Source organism: Enterobacter sp. GER_MD16_1505_Eko_090 (assembly GCF_003331015.1).
Classification (GTDB): Bacteria; Pseudomonadota; Gammaproteobacteria; order Enterobacterales; family Enterobacteriaceae; genus Enterobacter; species Enterobacter roggenkampii.
This window is the reverse complement of record NZ_PUQF01000003.1, coordinates 113,261-131,010: the sequence shown is the minus strand read 5'-3', so window position 1 is coordinate 131,010 and position 17,750 is coordinate 113,261. Positions and strand designations below refer to the sequence as shown.

Genomic DNA, 17,750 nt, shown 5'->3' with positions numbered 1-17,750 from the left:
GTGTTAACCGCGAGCCACTTTATCTTTCAGCGCCTGCTTCTCTGCAGGCGTCAGGAAGGCGATCTCCAGCCCGTTGATCTGCGCCTGACGGATCTGCTCGCGGCTCAATCCCGCCTGCGGTGCGGCGATGTTGTACTCGTGGATGATATCCACGCCCTGAACCGCCGGATCGTCCGTGTTCAGCGAGGCCAGCACGCCGTGCTCGAGGAAGGTTTTCAGCGGGTGCTGCGACAGCGATGCTACGGTGCTGGTCTGAATGTTAGACGTCAGGCACGACTCAATCCCGATACGCTGCTCCGCCAGGAAATCCATCAGGGCGCGGTCTTCTACCGCCTTCACGCCGTGACCGATACGTTCGGCGCCCAGCTCGCGGATGGCCTGCCAGATGCTTTCCGGGCCAGCCGCTTCACCCGCGTGCACGGTAATGTGCCAGCCGGCATCGCGCGCGCGGTTGAAGTGGGAGAGGAACAGGCTGCCCGGGAAGCCCAGTTCATCACCGGCGAGATCGACGGCGGTGATGGCATCGCGATGGGCCAGCAGCGCTTCCAGCTCCTGCAGGCAGGCGGCTTCACCGAAGGTACGGCTCATGATGCCGATCAGGCGAGCCTGAACGTCGAAGGTTTTACACCCTTCGCGGACGCCTTCAATGACGGCTTCCACGACGCCTGCAACGGGCAGGTTGTGGGTCATCGCCATGTAGCCCGGCGAGAAGCGCAGCTCGACGTAGTGCAGGCCGTTGCGGGCGGCATCTTCGATGTTCTCAAACGCCACGCGGCGGCAGGCATCCAGCGACGCCAGCATTTTCACGCCCCAGTCGAGTTTGCTCAGGAAGCTGACCAGGTCCGGTTCATTAGAGGTCACCTGCACGTGAGGGATCAGGGACTCAAGGGTCTGAGCAGGAAGCGTTAAATTGAACTGGCGGCCAAGATCGAGGATGGTTTGGGCACGAATGTTACCGTCAAGGTGACGATGAATATCAGTTAAAGGCAGGCGTGTATCAATCATGGTCGCACTCTTTTCTGGTTAAAGTGCGCCATATTATAAAAACAAAACGGGGTAAAAAGCTATTTGCGCAAGGGAATATTCCGTTGCGCAAATTGATTACAGAAGCGTATTAATGCCGGCAATCAGGCGTTGAACCCCTTGCTCGAGCTTGCTGCGCGGGCAGCCTGCATTCAGGCGTACGAAGCCATTTCCCTCTTTTCCATAGGTATATCCCGGCATGATGGCGACCTTTTGCTGCTCGATCAGCACTTTTTGCAGCGCCCGATCGTCAATGTTCAGCGGACGCAGATCGATCCAGGCAAGATAGGTCGCTTCCGGCGGCTGCCAGTTGAGTTTCGGAAAAGCGCGGTTTACTTCCTGAGCGATATACAACAGATTGTCTTCCAGATAACCCCGCAGGGCATCCAACCACGGCCCCCCTTGCTGATAGGCGGCGATATGTGCCGTTAGCGCCAGCACGGAAGGGGAAGAGAGCCCGTCCCGACCTTTTAACGCGCTGAGATAGCCGTTACGGCTCTCTTCATCGCCGATCAGGCCATAAGCCCCCGTCAGCGCCGGAATGTTAAAGCTTTTCGAACCGGAGGTCAGAAGCGCCCATTTGCTCCGCGCCACTGCGGTCCACGGCGTGTGACGATGTTCTCCCCACACCATGTCCATATGGATTTCATCGCTGATAACCGCCACGTCATAGCGCTCGCAGAGTTCCGCCATCTGCGTCAATTCATCCCGCGTCCAGACCTTGCCGGTCGGATTCTGCGGGCTGCACAGCAGCAAAATTTTGTTTTCCGGTTTCGCCAGCGCCGCTTCCAGGGCTGCCATATTGCCCTGCCAGCCAGCGGCCTGTTTTTCCATTTCAACCGCCACAACACGACGCCCGTTTCCCTCTATGGCTTTGTAAAAGGCATCGTATGCCGGGGTGTGAACCACCACGCCGTCGTCGGGTTTTGACCAGAGGCGAATCAGTTCCGAGACCATGTAGATGACGGAGGGGCCATAAACCACGCTTTCGGTATCAATTCGGGTGTTAAAGCGCTGCTGGAACCAGTGCGCGACGGCGGCGAGAAACGCGTCGTTTTTCCAGCGGCTATAGCCAAACACGCCGTGATGAATGCGCTGTTGCAGCGCGTCGGTTATGCAGGGGGCGGTGGCGAAATCCATATCCGAGATGGTGAAGGGCAGCAGATCCGCCGCGCCAAAGCGGTCGGCGACATAGTCCCACTGCGTACACCAGGTGCCGTGTCGATCCACGACGGTTGAGAAATCAAACATGCTTTAATCCTTAACGTAAAACCCCCTCATGGTGAGGGGGCTGAGGCATCAGGCTTCTACTGTTCGCATCAGGGTCGCCAGTTCATCTTTCACTGACTGTACCTGCGGGCCGATAACCACCTGCAAATTGTGCTGGTTTAACTGTACCACGCCGATGGCCCGGTTGGCCTTGAGGGCGTTAGTATCCACTTTTGACATATCCGCCACCGACAAACGCAGGCGGGTAATGCAGTTATCCAGCGAGGTGATGTTATCCGCACCGCCCAGCGCCGCCAGAATGGCAGGGGTGTTATAGCCGGATTTGCCCACGGTACCGGCAACCGCCTGTTCAACGCTGGTGGCCGTATCGATATCGCGTCCTGGCGTTTTCAGGTTAAAGCGGGTGATGGCGAAGCGGAAGATCCCGTAGTACACCGCAAACCAGATTGCCGCCACGACCGGGACCAGATACCACTTAGTCGACAGGCCGTGCAGGATCCCGAACACCACGAAGTCGATCACGTTGCCGTCAGTGTTGCCGATGGTGACGCCCAGCACCGCCATCACGGTGAAACCCAGACCGGTCAGCACCGCATGGATGAGGTACAGCACCGGTGCGACGAACAGGAACAGGAACTCGATAGGCTCGGTGGTACCGCCCACGACGCAGGCGATCACGCCGGAAATCAGCAGGCCTTTAATTTTATGACGGTTTTCCGGGCGCGCGCAGTGGTACATTGCCAGCGCAGCACCCGGCAGGCCGCCGAGGAAGGCAGGCATTTTACCCTGAGACAGGAAGCGGGTTGCGCTTTCGGAGAAGCCGTGTGTCGTCGGGCAGCTCAGCTGCGCCTGGAAGATAGTCAGCGCGCCGCTCACGTCGTGACCGCACACCTCCATGGTGCCGCCCGCTTCGGTGAAGCGAATCAGGGCCACCAGGATATGCTGCAGGCCAAACGGCAGCAGCAGACGCTCGCCGGTGCCGAAGATCATCGGACCAAAATCTCCCGCGCCGTTAATGATGCGGCCAATGCCGTTGATGCCCATAGCGAAAACTGGCCAAATCAGCGGAATAATCAGACCAAACAGACCCATAACGACCAGGGTCACGATCGGGACAAAGCGGGTGCCGCCGAAGAAAGCCAGGGCATCCGGCAGGCGGATATTGTGGAAGCGCTCGTGCAGCATCCAGATAATTACCCCGGCGATCACCGCCCCGAGGATCCCGGTGTCGATGGACTGAATACCAATCACGCTCTGAATGTTGTTGGCCTTCAGCACGGCAGCGTCGGTGGTCGGCAGTATGCCTTTCGCGGTCAGCCAGAAGTTAACCGCCAGGTTCATCACCGCGTAGCCCACAAAACCGGCAAACGCCGCGACGCCTTTGTTCTCGCGGGCCAGGCCCAGCGGGATTGCAATACAGAACATCACGGGCAGGAAACTGAAGGCAAAGGAGCCGACTTTACTCATCCAGATAAAGATCGCCTGCAGCACGGGCGCGCCGAGGAAGGGGATCAGCGTGATGACGTCTTTACTGCTGAGCGAACTGCCGATCCCGAGCATGATCCCGCAGAACGAGAGAAGCGCCACGGGCAGCATAAAGGTTTTACCCAGTTGCTGGAAAAATTCCCACAGCGATATTTTTTGTGCTGCTTTCGCCGTCATAAAACGACTCCTTTATTGTTAAAATCAGTTTGTCTGCTTCAATGCTGCGAGAAGATAAAACGTTTTATCAAAGTTTAGTGCGCGCTAAATCACATTCTCAGGCTTTGACTGGTAGTATAAAGATAACGTATTGATAAAACGTTTTACCGATCTCATTTTTCAGGGAGTCACGCCAACACATGGCTGTAGCGAAAAAAGTCACCATCAACGATGTCGCGCTGGCGGCGGGGGTTTCCGTCAGCACCGTTTCTCTGGTACTCAGCGGCAAAGGACGCATCTCTCCCGCGACCGGTCAGCGGGTAAACGAGGCGGTTGAGCAGTTGGGCTTTGTGCGAAACCGTCAGGCGTCGGCGCTGCGCGGCGGGCAAAGCGGGGTGATTGGCCTGATTGTCCGTGACCTGACGTCACCTTTTTATGCGGAGCTGACCGCCGGCTTAACCGAAGCGCTTGAAGCGCAGGGGCGGATGGTCTTTCTGCTTCACGGCGGTCGCGAGGCCGATCAGCTGCTTTCCCGGCTCGATATGCTGCTGAATCAGGGTGTGGACGGGGTGATCGTCGCCGGGGCGTCGGGCGTGGGCAGCGAGCTGTGCGAGCGTGCCGCTGAAAAAGGCGTGCCGCTGGTGTTTGCTTCACGCGCCAGCTACCTCGATGAAGCCGATACGCTGCGCCCGGATAACATGCAGGCGGCGCAAATGCTGACCGAGCATCTTATTCGTCGCGGCCATCAGCGCATTGCCTGGCTGGGCGGCAAAAGTTCGTCCCTGACCCGCGCCGAACGGGTCGGCGGCTACTGCGCGACGCTGATTAAATACGGCCTGCCGTTCCACAGCGAGTGGGTTGTTGAGTGTGAGTCCAGCCAGAAGATGGCGGCGGAAGCGATAGGCGCGCTACTGCGCAGCAGCCCGACCATCAGCGCCGTCATTTGCTATAACGATGTGATCGCCATGGGCGCCTGGTTTGGCCTGATCCGCGCCGGGCGTCAGAGCGGTGAAGGGGGTGTTGAAACCTTCTTCGGCCACCAGGTGGCGCTGGGGGCGTTCGCCGACGTCGGTGAAAACGCGCTCGACGATCTGCCGATCGTCTGGGCCACGACCCCAGCGCGGGAGATGGGCTACACCCTGGCGGACAGGATCATGCAGCGCATCGACAATACGGACGTTCAGGCCGGGCACCAGATTGTGGCGGCGCGGTTAGTGACGGTGAAATAATATCGCCCGGCGGCGCTGCGCTTGCGGGGGCCTACAACGGCCCGGAATCGTAGGCCGGGTAAGCGTCAGCGCCACCCGGCAATAAAAAACCCCTCATGCGAGGGGTTTTGACGTTTACTGCTGCGGTGCCGCCGGTTCGGCTGGCGCTGCCGGTTCAGCCGGTTCCGGCATCCCCAGAGCAGGCATGCCAAACATGCCGACAAAATCCTCCAGCGGCATTTTGTCGCCGTTGAGCGTGACCTGGCCGTTGGCGTACTGCAGGCTGGTGGAAATCGTGTTGTTGTCCACCTTCGTGATGCGGAACATCTGGCCCATGGCCGCCAGACCTTTCACCTGCTGGTTCGCCAGCTTGCCGGCGTCTTCTTCGCCGTAGCCTTCCAGCTTCGCAATCTGGGTCATAAACTCGGTCGCCATATCCATCGGGATGGTCAGCTTGCTGTCGAGCGACTTCACGCTGCGATCCACTTCCTGCGCCAGCGTCTGCGGTTCACCCGTGGCGGTGGCCGGATCCTTCAGGAACAGAGACAGGTTGAAGCTGGTTTCACCTTTGCTGTTTTTCCAGCTCAGCGGCGCAACGGTGATCACCGGCTCGCCTTTCAGCAGGATCGGCAGGTTGTTGAACAGCACTGCCATCGCCTGCTGCTGGTAGACTTCCGGGTTCTGCTGCAGCGCGGCATCGGTCAGCAGCGCCTGGCTCTCTTTGCTGTATTTCTGGCTAAATTCGTGCCACGCCTGGCCGTCGATATTGCCGATCTTCAGCGACAGTTTGCCGGTGCCCAGATCCTGATTCTGCACTTTCAGGCTCTTCAGCGTGTAATCCAGCTGGGTATTGATGCTCTTACCGTCTTTGGACACGTCGGATTTGCCGTTGACGTCCATGCCTTCCAGCACGGCCATCTCTTTGCCTTCAACCGCAATGGCGACTTTATCGAGAGACAGTTTCTGATCGCCGATACGCTCTTTAAAATCGGTCATGCGGCTGTTGCCGTCGGCCTTCAGGTTGTTGAAGGTGAGCTGAACTTTTTGATTGTATTCGTTCACGGCGTTGACCAGGCCACTTTCCGCTTCACCCGTCAGGGAGAACACGTTCCCGTCGCGGTCCGCGTCAAGTTTGAAGTGACCACCGCTAAAGGCGACTTTCTCATTCTCTTTCTCGTAGTTCAGCGCTTTCAGCGCGATATCGGAACTGGTGTCACCGGCATAGCTGATGCGGGTGTCGATTTCGAAAGGTGAGGTATTTTTTGCCAGGTCGAACAGCGGTTTGGTGACGTCGTTATTCACCAGGACCGTGTGAACGGACGCCATTGACGGGATCAGGTTAAACGACTTTAGCTGCGCCAGCGGGAAGGGACCGTGGCTGACCACTTCATCCAGCACCACGCTCTGACCCGGTTTCAGCCAGCCGTTTTCCGTACCGGCAACCGGCTTCACCACAACCTGCATACGGCTGGTAAACACGCCGCGCTGATAATTCTGGTAGCTCAGCTCAAGGCCCGCTTCCGGCGCGCTGCGCTTAATCTCTCCGTTAGCCTGCGCCACCATCTCAGCCAGGCGTCCTTCCAGCTGTTTCCCGGTAAACCAGGAGGCACCCGTCCAGACCACGCCTAACGCTACAATCACTCCTACCGCTACGACCGATTTTTTCATTGCGACTATCCCTAAAATGAAACCAGGCGGTAAAAACCGCCTGGAGATATTAAGCCTGCAACTAGCTTAGCAAGAGTTGTTAAAAAATTCAGTAAGTGCTTAAAGCTTATTGAAAACGCGCGCCAGTCGACCGGTGCCGCTTACGCTAACCGGAGACTCATTGGCTGCAACGAATGCTGATTCACCGGGCTTAAGCACCAGACGCTGTTCGCCTTTGTGCAGCGTCGCTTCGCCTTCCACGCAGAACAGGATCGCCGCACTTTCCTGTGCGATGGTCGTTTCTGTCTGGCTCAGGTCGTGCAGGGAGAAAGCAAAATCCTCAACCGGAATCGGGAAGTCCAGCTCTGCGCCGTTTTTCACCGGCTGAGTCAGCAGCTCCGCGGCAGGTTTCGCCACGAACTTGACGTTGGCAACCAGCTCGGGGATGTCGATGTATTTCGGCGTCAGGCCCGCGCGCAGCACGTTGTCAGAGTTGGCCATCACCTCCAGCGCCACGCCCTGCAGATAGGCGTGCGGGGTTTCCGCGAACAGGAACATTGCTTCACCCGGATTCAGCTTCACCACGTTCAGCAGCAGAGGGGAGAACAGGCCGCTGTCGTCCGGATAGAACTGCGCAATAAGACGGATGGTCTCCCACGGTTCACCTTGCTGGCTGTCCAGGGCGGCTTTCAGCACCGCCAGGGCGTGGGATTTCTCTTCACCCTGCATGTTCAGCAGGCTGGCAAACAGCTGGCTTAGCGCCTCAGCGTTCGGGTTTTCAAGGAAATGCGCGATAGCGTTATTGGCACCCGCGACCGGCTGCAGCAGGGAGATAATCTCTGAAAATTCGCGGAACGCGTTCATCGCCAGGAACGGCGTCAGCGCGAACACCAGCTCCGGCTTGTGGTTAGGATCTTTGTAGTTACGCTCGGCGGCGTCTAACGGAATACCCGCCGCGTTCTCTTTCGCAAAGCCGATTTCAGACGCTTGCTTGTTCGGATGAACCTGGATGGAGAGCGGCTGGTCAGCGCACAGTACTTTAAACAGGAACGGCAGTTCGCCAAAGCGCTGAGCCACCTTGTCGCCCAGCAGCGCGGCTTTATCGGCGTCAATTACGTCACGCAGGCTGCGTGCCTGGCCGCTGGCGTCTTCAATTTTTGAGCTGCTCTTCGGGTGCGCCCCCATCCACAGTTCTGCCATCGGCAGGTTGTTCGGGTTCGCGATACCGTAGAGATCCGTTAACGCAGTTTTACTTCCCCAGGCGTAGTTTTGCACTGAGTTAATGAGTTTTTGCATTATCAAGCCCTGATTCAAATGTGGAATAAACTCCGGGTATTAAAGCAATAAACCACATGGAAGTAACCTGTGGATGTAAAAAGTCGTACTAGTCTCAGTTTTTGTTAAAAAATTGTGTAGGATAAGCTGACTCGCTTTTAAGCCGGGCAGCGGAACATCTGCCCTGAATAAACAGACCGAAGCAGTAAGTGAGAGACCAATGTCGAATAAACCCTTCCATTATCAGGATCCTTTCCCCCTCAGTAAGGATCAGACCGAGTATTACCTGTTAACCCGCGATCACGTCTCCGTCTCTGAGTTTGAAGGACAAGAGATCCTCAAGGTGGATCCGCAGGCGCTGACGCTGCTGGCGCAGCATGCTTTCCACGACGCCTCGTTTATGCTCCGTCCTGCGCACCAGCAGCAGGTGGCCGATATTCTGAGCGACCCGGAAGCCAGCGAAAACGACAAGTACGTTGCCCTGCAGTTCCTGCGTAACTCCGATATCGCGGCGAAAGGCATTCTGCCTACCTGCCAGGATACCGGTACGGCGATCATCGTCGGTAAAAAAGGCCAGCGCGTCTGGACCGGCGGCGGCGATGAAGCGGCGCTGGCGCACGGCGTATATAACACCTACACCGAAGACAACCTGCGCTACTCGCAAAACGCGGCGCTGGACATGTACAAAGAGGTCAACACCGGCACTAACCTGCCTGCACAGATCGATCTCTATAGCGTCGACGGTGACGAGTACAAATTCCTCTGCATCGCCAAAGGCGGCGGTTCGGCCAACAAAACCTATCTCTATCAGGAGACCAAAGCGCTGCTCACCCCGGGCAAGCTGAAGAACTACCTGGTTGAGAAGATGCGCACCCTCGGCACCGCGGCGTGCCCGCCGTACCATATCGCGTTTGTGATTGGCGGTACCTCGGCGGAAAGCACGCTGAAGACCGTGAAGCTGGCCTCAACCAAATACTACGACGGCCTGCCAACCGAAGGTAACGAGCACGGGCAGGCGTTCCGCGACGTGCAGCTTGAGCAGGAGCTGCTGGAAGAAGCGCGCAATCTGGGGCTCGGCGCGCAGTTTGGCGGTAAATACTTCGCCCACGACGTGCGCGTGATCCGTCTGCCGCGTCACGGTGCATCCTGTCCGGTCGGGATGGGCGTCTCCTGCTCTGCGGATCGCAACATCAAGGCCAAGATCAACCGCGACGGCATCTGGATCGAAAAGCTGGAAAACAACCCGGGCAAATACATCCCGGAAGAACTGCGTAAAGCGGGCGAGGGGGAAGCGGTTCGCGTGGATCTGAACCGTCCGATGAAAGAGATCCTGGCGCAGCTGTCTCAGTATCCGGTCTCGACCCGTCTCTCCCTGAACGGCACGATTATCGTGGGCCGCGACATTGCGCACGCGAAGCTGAAAGAGCGTCTGGACAACGGCGAAGGGTTGCCGCAGTACATAAAAGATCACCCGATCTACTACGCGGGCCCGGCGAAAACGCCTGAAGGCTATGCCTCTGGCTCATTAGGCCCAACCACGGCGGGCCGTATGGACTCGTACGTCGACCAGCTGCAGGCTAACGGCGGCAGCATGATCATGCTGGCGAAAGGCAACCGCAGCCAGCAGGTAACGGACGCCTGCCACAAGCACGGCGGCTTCTACCTCGGCAGCATCGGCGGCCCGGCAGCGGTGCTGGCGCAGGGCAGCATCAAGAGCCTGGAGTGCGTGGAATACCCGGAACTGGGCATGGAAGCGATCTGGAAAATTGAGGTGGAAGACTTCCCGGCGTTTATCCTCGTGGATGACAAAGGCAACGACTTCTTCAAGCAGATCCAGTCCTCTCAGTGTTCGGCGTGTGTGAAGTAGTCTGAAGAAAATGCCGGGTGGCGCTGACGCTTACCCGGCCTACATTCTCGTAGGTCGGGTAAGGCGAAGCCGCCACCCGACACCAAAAAGAGCGCACAAAGCGCCATACCGTTTCTCAGAAGTCATCAATACTTACCCCTTAAGCATGTGAGCAATCCCGACAGTGTTATCAAGGAGAAAGTAATGACCACGGTACGCCATGAGAAAGACTCGATGGGCGCCATCGACGTCCCGGCCGACAAGCTATGGGGCGCGCAAACCCAGCGTTCGCTGGAGCACTTCCGTATTTCGACCGAAAAAATGCCCGTCTCGCTGATTCAGGCGCTGGCGCTCACCAAACGCGCAGCCGCGAAAGTGAACCAGGATTTAGGCCTGCTGGCGGCAGACAAGGCCACCGCCATCATAAATGCCGCCGACGAAGTGCTGGCGGGCAAGCATCCCGACGAATTTCCGCTCGCCATCTGGCAGACCGGTTCCGGCACCCAGAGCAACATGAACATGAACGAAGTGCTGGCGAACCGGGCCAGCGAACTGCTGGGCGGCGTGCGCGGCATGGAGCGCAAGGTTCACCCGAACGATGACGTCAACAAGAGCCAGAGTTCTAACGACGTCTTCCCCACGGCCATGCACGTGGCGGCGGTGATTGCTATCCGCGAGCAGCTTATCCCCCAGCTCAACGTCCTCAAATCCACGCTCAACGAGAAAGCGCAGGCCTTCCGCGATATCGTCAAAATTGGCCGTACGCACCTGCAGGACGCCACGCCGCTGACGCTCGGCCAGGAGATTTCCGGCTGGGTGGCGATGCTGGAACATAACCTGAAGCATATTGAAAACAGCCTGCCGCACCTGGCGGAGCTGGCGCTCGGCGGCACGGCGGTCGGCACCGGGTTAAACACCCATCCGGAGTATGCGGTGCGCGTGGCGGAGGAGCTTGCGGCCATAACCGGACAGCCGTTCGTCACGGCGCCCAACAAATTCGAAGCGCTGGCGACCTGCGATGCGCTGGTCCACACCCACGGCGCGCTGAAAGGGCTGGCGGCGTCGCTAATGAAAATCGCCAACGACGTGCGCTGGCTGGCCTCGGGCCCGCGCTGCGGCATCGGTGAAATCAGCATTCCGGAAAACGAGCCGGGCAGCTCCATTATGCCGGGTAAAGTCAACCCGACCCAGTGCGAAGCCATGACCATGCTCTGCTGTCAGGTACTGGGCAACGACGTGGCCGTCAACCTGGGCGGTGCATCCGGCAACTTCGAGCTGAACGTCTATCGCCCGATGGTGATCCACAACGTTCTGCAATCGATTCGTCTGCTGGCGGACGGCATGGAGAGCTTTAACGAACACTGCGCGGTGGGGATCGAGCCAAACCGCGAGCGCATCAGCCAGCTGTTAAATGAGTCGCTGATGCTGGTCACCGCGCTCAATACCCATATCGGCTACGACAAAGCCGCCGAAATCGCCAAAAAAGCGCATAAGGAGGGGCTGACGCTGAAAGCCTCCGCCCTGGCGCTGGGCTATCTGACGGAGGCGGAGTTTGATGCCTGGGTGCGCCCTGAGGCGATGGTTGGCAGTCTGAAATAATCAACTCGCCACGTACAGGTGCAGTCGCGGAATAATGAGCTGAAGCGGCTGCGCCTGAGGTCGGTAACGGTGCTGGACATTTTCAGCATCGTAATTCAGCAACTCACCAATATCCGGCACGATAGCCCCCTGGTCGGCATCATAAAGCGCAATCAGCGGCGTTGGACAGGCATACTGCACCTGTTTTTGCTGGCCGGAATACCAGACGCGGGCGATAGGCTGCACCTTCACCGGGCGCTTAATTTTGAGGCGCGTATCAGCTGGCAGCGAGGCGATGCTGTGGTACTCCTGCTCCAGGCGCTCGATCCACTGCTCACGCGACCACGGCGCGACGGTGCGCGGCGTCTTCAGGCTCTTTTCCAGCTGCGCCAGAATTTCATCCCGGGTGAAGTTTTTAATGATGTGCTTATTCGCCCAGCCGAAGCGCAGCGTGGCGGGATGGCGCAGAACCGTCAGCGTGCGATAGGCATTCAGGGTAATTAACCCCGGAAGCTGACGGTGCACCCACTCAAACCGGGCGGCGGGGGCCAGGCCCGACTCTTCGGTAACGATTTTCTCAAATGCCGCTTTCAGACTGTTGATATGGGCAATCTGGCTTTCCAGCGCCTCGCGCGCTACTGCATCGGTTTGCAGACAGATCACGCCCGGCAGCCGTACGGCCGCCTTGCTGCTGCGCTGTTCAGACTGCTGCTGGATAAAAAGATGGCGATAGTGCTTCATCGCCAGCTCCAGTGCGGCCTTGCCGATGTGCTGCTTCACGTCGATGGTGTCCAGCGGATCGTGCTCGGCCCCTTTGGCCACCTCGGGCAGGGTAAAGACGCGCGCGGCCAGCAGGCGGCAGGTCTGCAAACGTTCTGTCAGGGCCAGCAGCTCATGTTCTATTTCCCGAAACGTGCTGTTCAGCCGTTCGATAAGATCGTAGGTCGCCATAAGCACTCTCATTAGTTACAACATACTTATCATATAGCACAGCACGCCGGGTCAGGCCAGCGTGCGGTTGAAGTCAGGCAGGGACGGGAAGGGCGATGTTATGGTACACCGGCCAGCTAAAGCAGAAGCGCGCGCCGCCGAGCTCGCTCTCTTCGCAATGCACCGTGCCGCCCATCGCCTGCGCGATAGAGTGGACGATTGCTAGCCCCAGACCGCATCCGCCGGTGGCGCGATCGCGGCTGGGATCGAGGCGGACAAACGGTTCAAACACGGTTTCGCGTGCTTCCGGGGCAATCCCCGGTCCGTCATCCTCTACCGTCAGGCGGGCCTGATTGCCCTGCAGATCCAGCCCAATCTGCAGCGTACTTTCGCTGTAGCGCATGGCGTTGTTCATCAGGTTGTCCAGCACGCGCTCCATCAGGCGCATATCGAGCGCGCCGTAGTCACCCGGCGTGACGCGCGTCAACAGCGTGCGCTGCGGGTTCACGCTCTGAACGTCGTCAATGTGGGTTTGCAGCCAGGCGGGCAGATCCGGCGTGCTGAGGTTCAGCTCGTTTTGCGGGCGATCGAGGCGCGCGTAGGTCAGCAGCTCCTCAATCAGCGCCTCAAGCTGGCCAATGTCGCGGTTAAGCGCCTGAGACTCTGCTTCCGTCAGGTTCTCGCTCATCTCCAGACGATAGCGCAGGCGTACCAGCGGCGTGCGCAGCTCGTGCGCAATTCCGTCGATCAGCTGTTTCTTGCTGGCGATAAGGGCATTGATGTTATCGGCCATCTGGTTAAAGGCCACGCCCAGACGTTCAAAGCTGGAACCGCTGACGAAGTGAATACGCTCTGTAAAATGCCCCTCGCCAAAACGCTGTGCGGCGGATTCGAGTTTCAGCATGTCCTGCCAGTGCGGGCGCATCCAGATAAAAACCGGAAACGCGAGTGAAATGGCGATAAAGGCCATCAGCGCCATGTCCAGCAGGCGCATCTGATGCAGATAATAGAGATAGGGCACCGGCCCGACGGCCAGCACGTAATGGCTGCGCGGAATTCGCTGGATAAAAGTGTATTTCTCATCCAGCGCGACGATATCCCCGTCGCGCAGACGCTGCATGGCGGGCGGGTCCAGATCGAAATCTTTCAACGGCTCGATGCGTAAATCGAATGACAGATTGAGATCCAGCTCTTTCAGGGTTTTCGCCCAGTCGTGTGGCGGGATCTCTCTCAGCTCGCTGCGCATCAGATAGAGCGAGCTTTTCATCAGGTCGTCCAGAGACTGCCTGCCCGCGCGTTCGGCGGTAAATTTATAGACCAGGCCGACCAGCATGGTCATCACCAGGAAGCAGACAAACAGTAAAAGATAAAACTGCACAAACAGCTTTTTCATTGGATCTCACCGCAAAAACGCTATGTGCAGAATATACATGAAAACCCTTCGCGTTTTTCACGTCTGTCGAGCGTGTTAGACGGCTTTCGCGCTGTTTTTTACCTTGGCGATGAATTTTTCCGTCACGGCCAGGCCTTCTGCAATGTGCGTATCAATCACATCCGTTCCGTATTCGCTGATGAGATCCAGCAGTATTTCGTAAGACTGGATGAGTTCCAGCAGGTCAAAGAGCGCTTTTTGATCGGTGCGTGAGGGGGAGGCGTGGTTCAGGGTTGCCTGATTAACAATCCACTCAAGATTGGTTTTTATCGCTTCTACCTGACCGTAGCTATACATAATTCATGAGCTTAAATCCTCATTTCAAGATTTATTGGAGAGATGTCGTGAAAGCTTCACGGCGAAAATGAGTAAAACAATCGCAAGAGCGGGGCGAGCTGAAGAAAGGAGAGTCGAGAAGGTAATTATGGAATAGTTTGCGTGCTTAGCAAGTTAATTGTTGCGCAAACGTAAAAATAAACGCGCGAAAGAAGGGCATTCTCGCATAATGCCTTTATTTCGCGCAGGTTATCCTGTCCGGCGATCAGGTTTCCCACGCATGTGGGGCAAACAGATAGCCCTTGTTACGCACGGTTTTAATGCGGTAGGGCTCGGTGGCGTTATCCTGCAGTTTTTTGCGCAGACGCGAAATCGCCACGTCCACGCTGCGGTCCATTCCGTCATAGCTTACGCCACGCAGGTTTTTCAGCAGCGCGTCACGATCCATGATCTGCCCGGCATGCGTTGCCAGCTCCCACAGCAGGTCAAAATCTGCGGTGGAAAGGGCGATAAGCTCGCCAGAGAGCAGCACCTGACGGTTAATCGGATCAATAGACAGCGTACCGAAGCGCATCGCTTTGTGCGGCGTCAGAGACGGCGCCGGTGCTTCGCGTTCGATGCTGGCGTGCTGGCGTAAATGGAGGCGCAGGCGAGCGAGCAGGACGGCAGGCGGTGTGGTTTTCAGAATGTAATCATTGGCACCCATCTCCAGCGACAAAATATGGTTCATATCGCTGTCCAGTGAGGTGAGCAGGACGATAGGGCCCTCCCACCGGGCGCGCAGGTCGCGGCAGAGCGTCATGCCGTCTTTGCCCGGCAACATGATATCCAGCAGCACCAGATCCGGGTTTTCACGGACGACCACCTCTTCGGCACGATCGCCACGAGGTTCAACAATGACGTCCATATCATGTTTACCCAGATAGGCGGCGATCAGCTGCCCGACTTCGGGTTCGTCTTCAACATAAACAATCTTATTCATACAGCGTCTGTTTTCGTGAAAAAAGCCAACATACACCGCGAAACCTTAACCTTCCATTAATCTTTCAAAATTAACGCCGGTTCCGTTATTCTGGCCCAAAGGGTGAGTTGATTATTATAAGGAAAACGATGGCTCTGGTGATCAAAGCCGCGCTGGGTGCGCTGGTGGTGTTGCTGATTGGCATTCTGGCAAAAACGAAAAACTACTATATTGCCGGGCTGATCCCTCTCTTCCCGACCTTTGCACTCATTGCCCACTATATTGTGGCGTCTGAACGCGGCACGGAAGCGTTACGCACGACCATCGTGTTTGGCATGTGGTCAATCATCCCGTATTTTCTCTACCTGCTTTCGCTGTGGTATTTCACCGGTTTTCTGCGTCTTCCCCTGGCGCTGGGCGGGGCGGTGGTCTGCTGGGGGCTCAGCGCCTGGGTGTTAATTTTCTTCTGGAGCCGCTTTCACTAGCGCAGCGGTCGGCCGCCGTCCACGGCAAAGGTTCTGCCGGTGACGTAGCAACTGGTGAGCAGGTAATCCACGAGGTCGATGACCTCTTTCTCGCCCGGGGCAATTTTCATCAGCGATTTATTCAGCGCCTGCTGGCGATACTCCGCATCATCGTTTTCGTTGAATAAGATCATTGCCGGGGCGATGGCGTTCACCTTCACCTCGGGGGCGAGCTTGCGGGCAAACGAGCGGGTCATGTTATCCAGCGCGGCTTTACTGGCCGCATAGGCAATGTGCTTGTCGCTGCCGCGCTCCACCACATAATCCGTGAAGTGAATGATGTCGCCCGCAGCATGCCCGTGGCCGCGGAGCAGATCCTGCAGAGCGTGGTTAAGCAGATAAGGGGCATTGACGTGGATCTGCAGCATGGCGGAGAGCGTTTCGCTGAGTGACGTACCCGGCCTTTCGGCCTGCCATGCGCTGGCGTTATGGAGCACGGCGCGCAGACCCGTTGTGGTGGATTTCACCTTTTCCGCAAAGGCCAGAATGCCTTCATCGGTTGAAAAATCAGCCTGAATGCAGACCGCCCCGGCTTTGCGCAGCCCTTCAATCGACGGGTATTCCGTGCGGTAGCTGACAATGACCGGATGGCGAAGGTTGAGAAAATGATGGGCGAGGGCGAGGCCGATACGGCGGCCTCCGCCAGTGATCAGTATGGGGCGAAGCGGTGCATTTCCCATCGTATTCTCCTTTACAGTTCAACAATGGGAAAGGCGATGCTATCCCACTAACATCCAGGTTGCCGGCACAGCAGCAACCAGTAACAGTCCAATTAATGCCATTTCGCGGCGCTTCAGCGCGTTCTCCAGCTGATGCGTGCGGCGGGCGTAGATGAACACCAGCAGACCCGGTGCGTACAGCACCACCGACAGCAGCAGATGCATAGGTCCGGAAGCATACAACAACCACAGGCCGTAAATACAGGCTCCGACACCCACGACATAATGCGCGGGGCGAGTGGCAATTTTTAACAGATACGCACCCACTAAGAAATAGGGTACCAGAATCATCTCCGAGGCGATGGTCAGCAGCGTGTTATAGTCTGAACCTGTGAGCCAGATCAGCACCAGACAGATCTGAACGCTGATGTTGGTCAGCCAGAGTGAGGCAGACGGCGCGCTGTTTTGGTTTTGACGCGCAAACAGGCGTGGAAACGCCTTGTGCGTCGCGGCCAGGAAAGGCACTTCAGCCGCCATGATGGTCCAGCTCAGGTAGGCTCCGCAGACGGAGATGATAAGACCCGCCGCAATCACCACGTCGCCCCAGGAGCCGAGCATTTTCACCATCAGGCCCGCCATTGACGGATTACGCATTTCAGCCAGCTCAGGACGCGCCACCACGCCCAGCGACAGCAGCGTCACCAGCAGATAGACCCCGAGCGCAGCCAGTACCGCCAGCAGCGTGGCGCGGCCCACATCGCGTTTATTTCGGGCCCGGGCGGAAACCACAACCGCGCCTTCAACACCGATGAACACCCACAGGGTAATCAGCATCGTGTTTTTCACCTGCTCCCAGACGGGGACGCCCAGCGCAACGCCGCTGAAATCGAGCGTGAACACGTCCATACGGAACGCAATGAAGGCCAGAACGATAAACAGGCCGAGCGGAACCAGCTTCGCGAGCGTCGCCACCAGGTTAATGCTGGCGGCCGTTTGTACGCCACGCAGCACCAGCCAGTGGACGAACCACAGTAACACCGAGGCGCCCACAATAGACTGCCAGGTATTCCCGTCGCCAAACAGGCGCAGCTCAGGCGTATCGGTAAAGAAACTGAGGGCCGAGAAAACGATCACCAGATAGGAGACGTTGGCGATCACCGCACACAGCCAGTATCCCCAGGCGGAGCAGAAGCCAATCAGCTCGCCGAAACCTTCCCGGGCATAGGTGAAAATGCCGCCGTCCAGATCCGGGCGAATGCGCGTCAGCAGCAGCATGGCGAAGGCCAGCAGCAATATTCCGACACCCGTAATGCCCCAGCCAATGATGAGGGCAGACGGGCTGGCGACGGCCGCCATATTTTGCGGCAAACTGAATACGCCCGCACCCAGCATTGAGCTTAAAACGAGTGCAGTCAGAGCACTCAGGCCAAGTTTCTTTTCCATTGGCTTCCTGTTATGAAAGGTCAAAATCCAGAATAATTATTTCGCTCAGGCGCATAAAAATGGTGGATCACACTAAG

At 57.6% G+C, this 17,750-nt stretch carries 15 protein-coding genes; 4 read left to right on the top strand and 11 right to left on the bottom strand.

The window, feature by feature from the left end:
• Positions 1-3: 3 nt before the first annotated feature.
• The 3 genes from add to malX all read right to left on the bottom strand — a co-directional run bounded on the left by add (position 4) and on the right by malX (position 3,915).
• Entirely contained in the window at positions 4-1,005 is a 1,002-nt protein-coding gene (gene add, locus C6A40_RS04620; RefSeq protein ID WP_023327220.1) for an adenosine deaminase, read from the bottom strand.
• A gap of 96 nt (positions 1,006-1,101) precedes the next feature.
• The gene (locus C6A40_RS04615; RefSeq protein WP_045336054.1) at positions 1,102-2,274 is read right to left on the bottom strand and encodes a MalY/PatB family protein; all 1,173 of its coding nucleotides are present in this window, start codon (positions 2,272-2,274) and stop codon (positions 1,102-1,104) included.
• Positions 2,275-2,322: 48 nt separating this feature from the next.
• A complete protein-coding gene (gene malX, locus C6A40_RS04610; protein ID WP_023343984.1) occupies positions 2,323-3,915 on the bottom strand; it encodes a maltose/glucose-specific PTS transporter subunit IIBC in 1,593 nt (530 codons plus the stop codon).
• Positions 3,916-4,094: 179 nt separating this feature from the next.
• On the opposite strand from malX, the gene C6A40_RS04605 reads away from it, so the two are divergent.
• Positions 4,095-5,123: a Mal regulon transcriptional regulator MalI gene (locus C6A40_RS04605; protein ID WP_021241148.1), complete on the top strand. Its 1,029-nt coding sequence runs from the start codon at positions 4,095-4,097 to the stop codon at positions 5,121-5,123.
• Positions 5,124-5,237: 114 nt separating this feature from the next.
• Here the strand turns inward: C6A40_RS04605 and C6A40_RS04600 are convergent, their stop codons facing one another.
• Both C6A40_RS04600 and manA read right to left on the bottom strand, forming a co-directional pair.
• Complete coding sequence (locus C6A40_RS04600) at positions 5,238-6,770, bottom strand: YdgA family protein (protein ID WP_058657388.1); 1,533 nt, start codon at positions 6,768-6,770, stop codon at positions 5,238-5,240.
• A 99-nt stretch (positions 6,771-6,869) separates the two neighbouring features.
• Entirely contained in the window at positions 6,870-8,045 is a 1,176-nt protein-coding gene (manA, locus tag C6A40_RS04595; protein ID WP_021241150.1) for a mannose-6-phosphate isomerase, read from the bottom strand.
• A gap of 199 nt (positions 8,046-8,244) precedes the next feature.
• On the opposite strand from manA, the gene fumA reads away from it, so the two are divergent.
• Positions 8,245-9,891 (top strand): class I fumarate hydratase FumA, encoded by a 1,647-nt coding sequence (gene fumA, locus C6A40_RS04590; protein ID WP_044596731.1) that lies wholly within the window; start codon positions 8,245-8,247, stop codon positions 9,889-9,891.
• Positions 9,892-10,074: 183 nt separating this feature from the next.
• Positions 10,075-11,469: a class II fumarate hydratase gene (gene fumC / locus C6A40_RS04585; RefSeq protein ID WP_025911542.1), complete on the top strand. Its 1,395-nt coding sequence runs from the start codon at positions 10,075-10,077 to the stop codon at positions 11,467-11,469.
• On the opposite strand, the gene tus is transcribed toward fumC, so the two are convergent.
• From tus to rstA, 4 genes are all read right to left on the bottom strand, one after another.
• Entirely contained in the window at positions 11,470-12,399 is a 930-nt protein-coding gene (gene tus, locus C6A40_RS04580; RefSeq protein ID WP_045336050.1) for a DNA replication terminus site-binding protein, read from the bottom strand.
• A gap of 73 nt (positions 12,400-12,472) precedes the next feature.
• The gene (rstB, locus tag C6A40_RS04575) at positions 12,473-13,771 is read right to left on the bottom strand and encodes a two-component system sensor histidine kinase RstB (protein WP_114191242.1); all 1,299 of its coding nucleotides are present in this window, start codon (positions 13,769-13,771) and stop codon (positions 12,473-12,475) included.
• A gap of 75 nt (positions 13,772-13,846) precedes the next feature.
• Entirely contained in the window at positions 13,847-14,107 is a 261-nt protein-coding gene (locus tag C6A40_RS04570) for a hypothetical protein (RefSeq protein ID WP_008500551.1), read from the bottom strand.
• 244 nt (positions 14,108-14,351) lie between these two features.
• Positions 14,352-15,068, bottom strand: a complete 717-nt coding sequence (gene rstA / locus C6A40_RS04565; RefSeq protein ID WP_021241154.1) for a two-component system response regulator RstA — start codon at positions 15,066-15,068, stop codon at positions 14,352-14,354.
• A 128-nt stretch (positions 15,069-15,196) separates the two neighbouring features.
• Between rstA and C6A40_RS04560 the strand changes: the two genes are divergently transcribed.
• Positions 15,197-15,532, top strand: coding sequence for a GlpM family protein (locus C6A40_RS04560; protein WP_021241155.1), 336 nt, complete (start codon positions 15,197-15,199; stop codon positions 15,530-15,532).
• On the opposite strand, the gene folM is transcribed toward C6A40_RS04560, so the two are convergent.
• Together folM and C6A40_RS04550 are read right to left on the bottom strand one after the other, a co-directional pair.
• Entirely contained in the window at positions 15,529-16,251 is a 723-nt protein-coding gene (gene folM / locus C6A40_RS04555; protein ID WP_021241156.1) for a dihydromonapterin reductase, read from the bottom strand. The genes C6A40_RS04560 and folM overlap by 4 nt on opposite strands.
• Before the next feature lie 39 nt (positions 16,252-16,290).
• Complete coding sequence (locus C6A40_RS04550) at positions 16,291-17,673, bottom strand: amino acid permease (RefSeq protein WP_008500547.1); 1,383 nt, start codon at positions 17,671-17,673, stop codon at positions 16,291-16,293.
• Positions 17,674-17,750 lie beyond the last annotated feature (77 nt).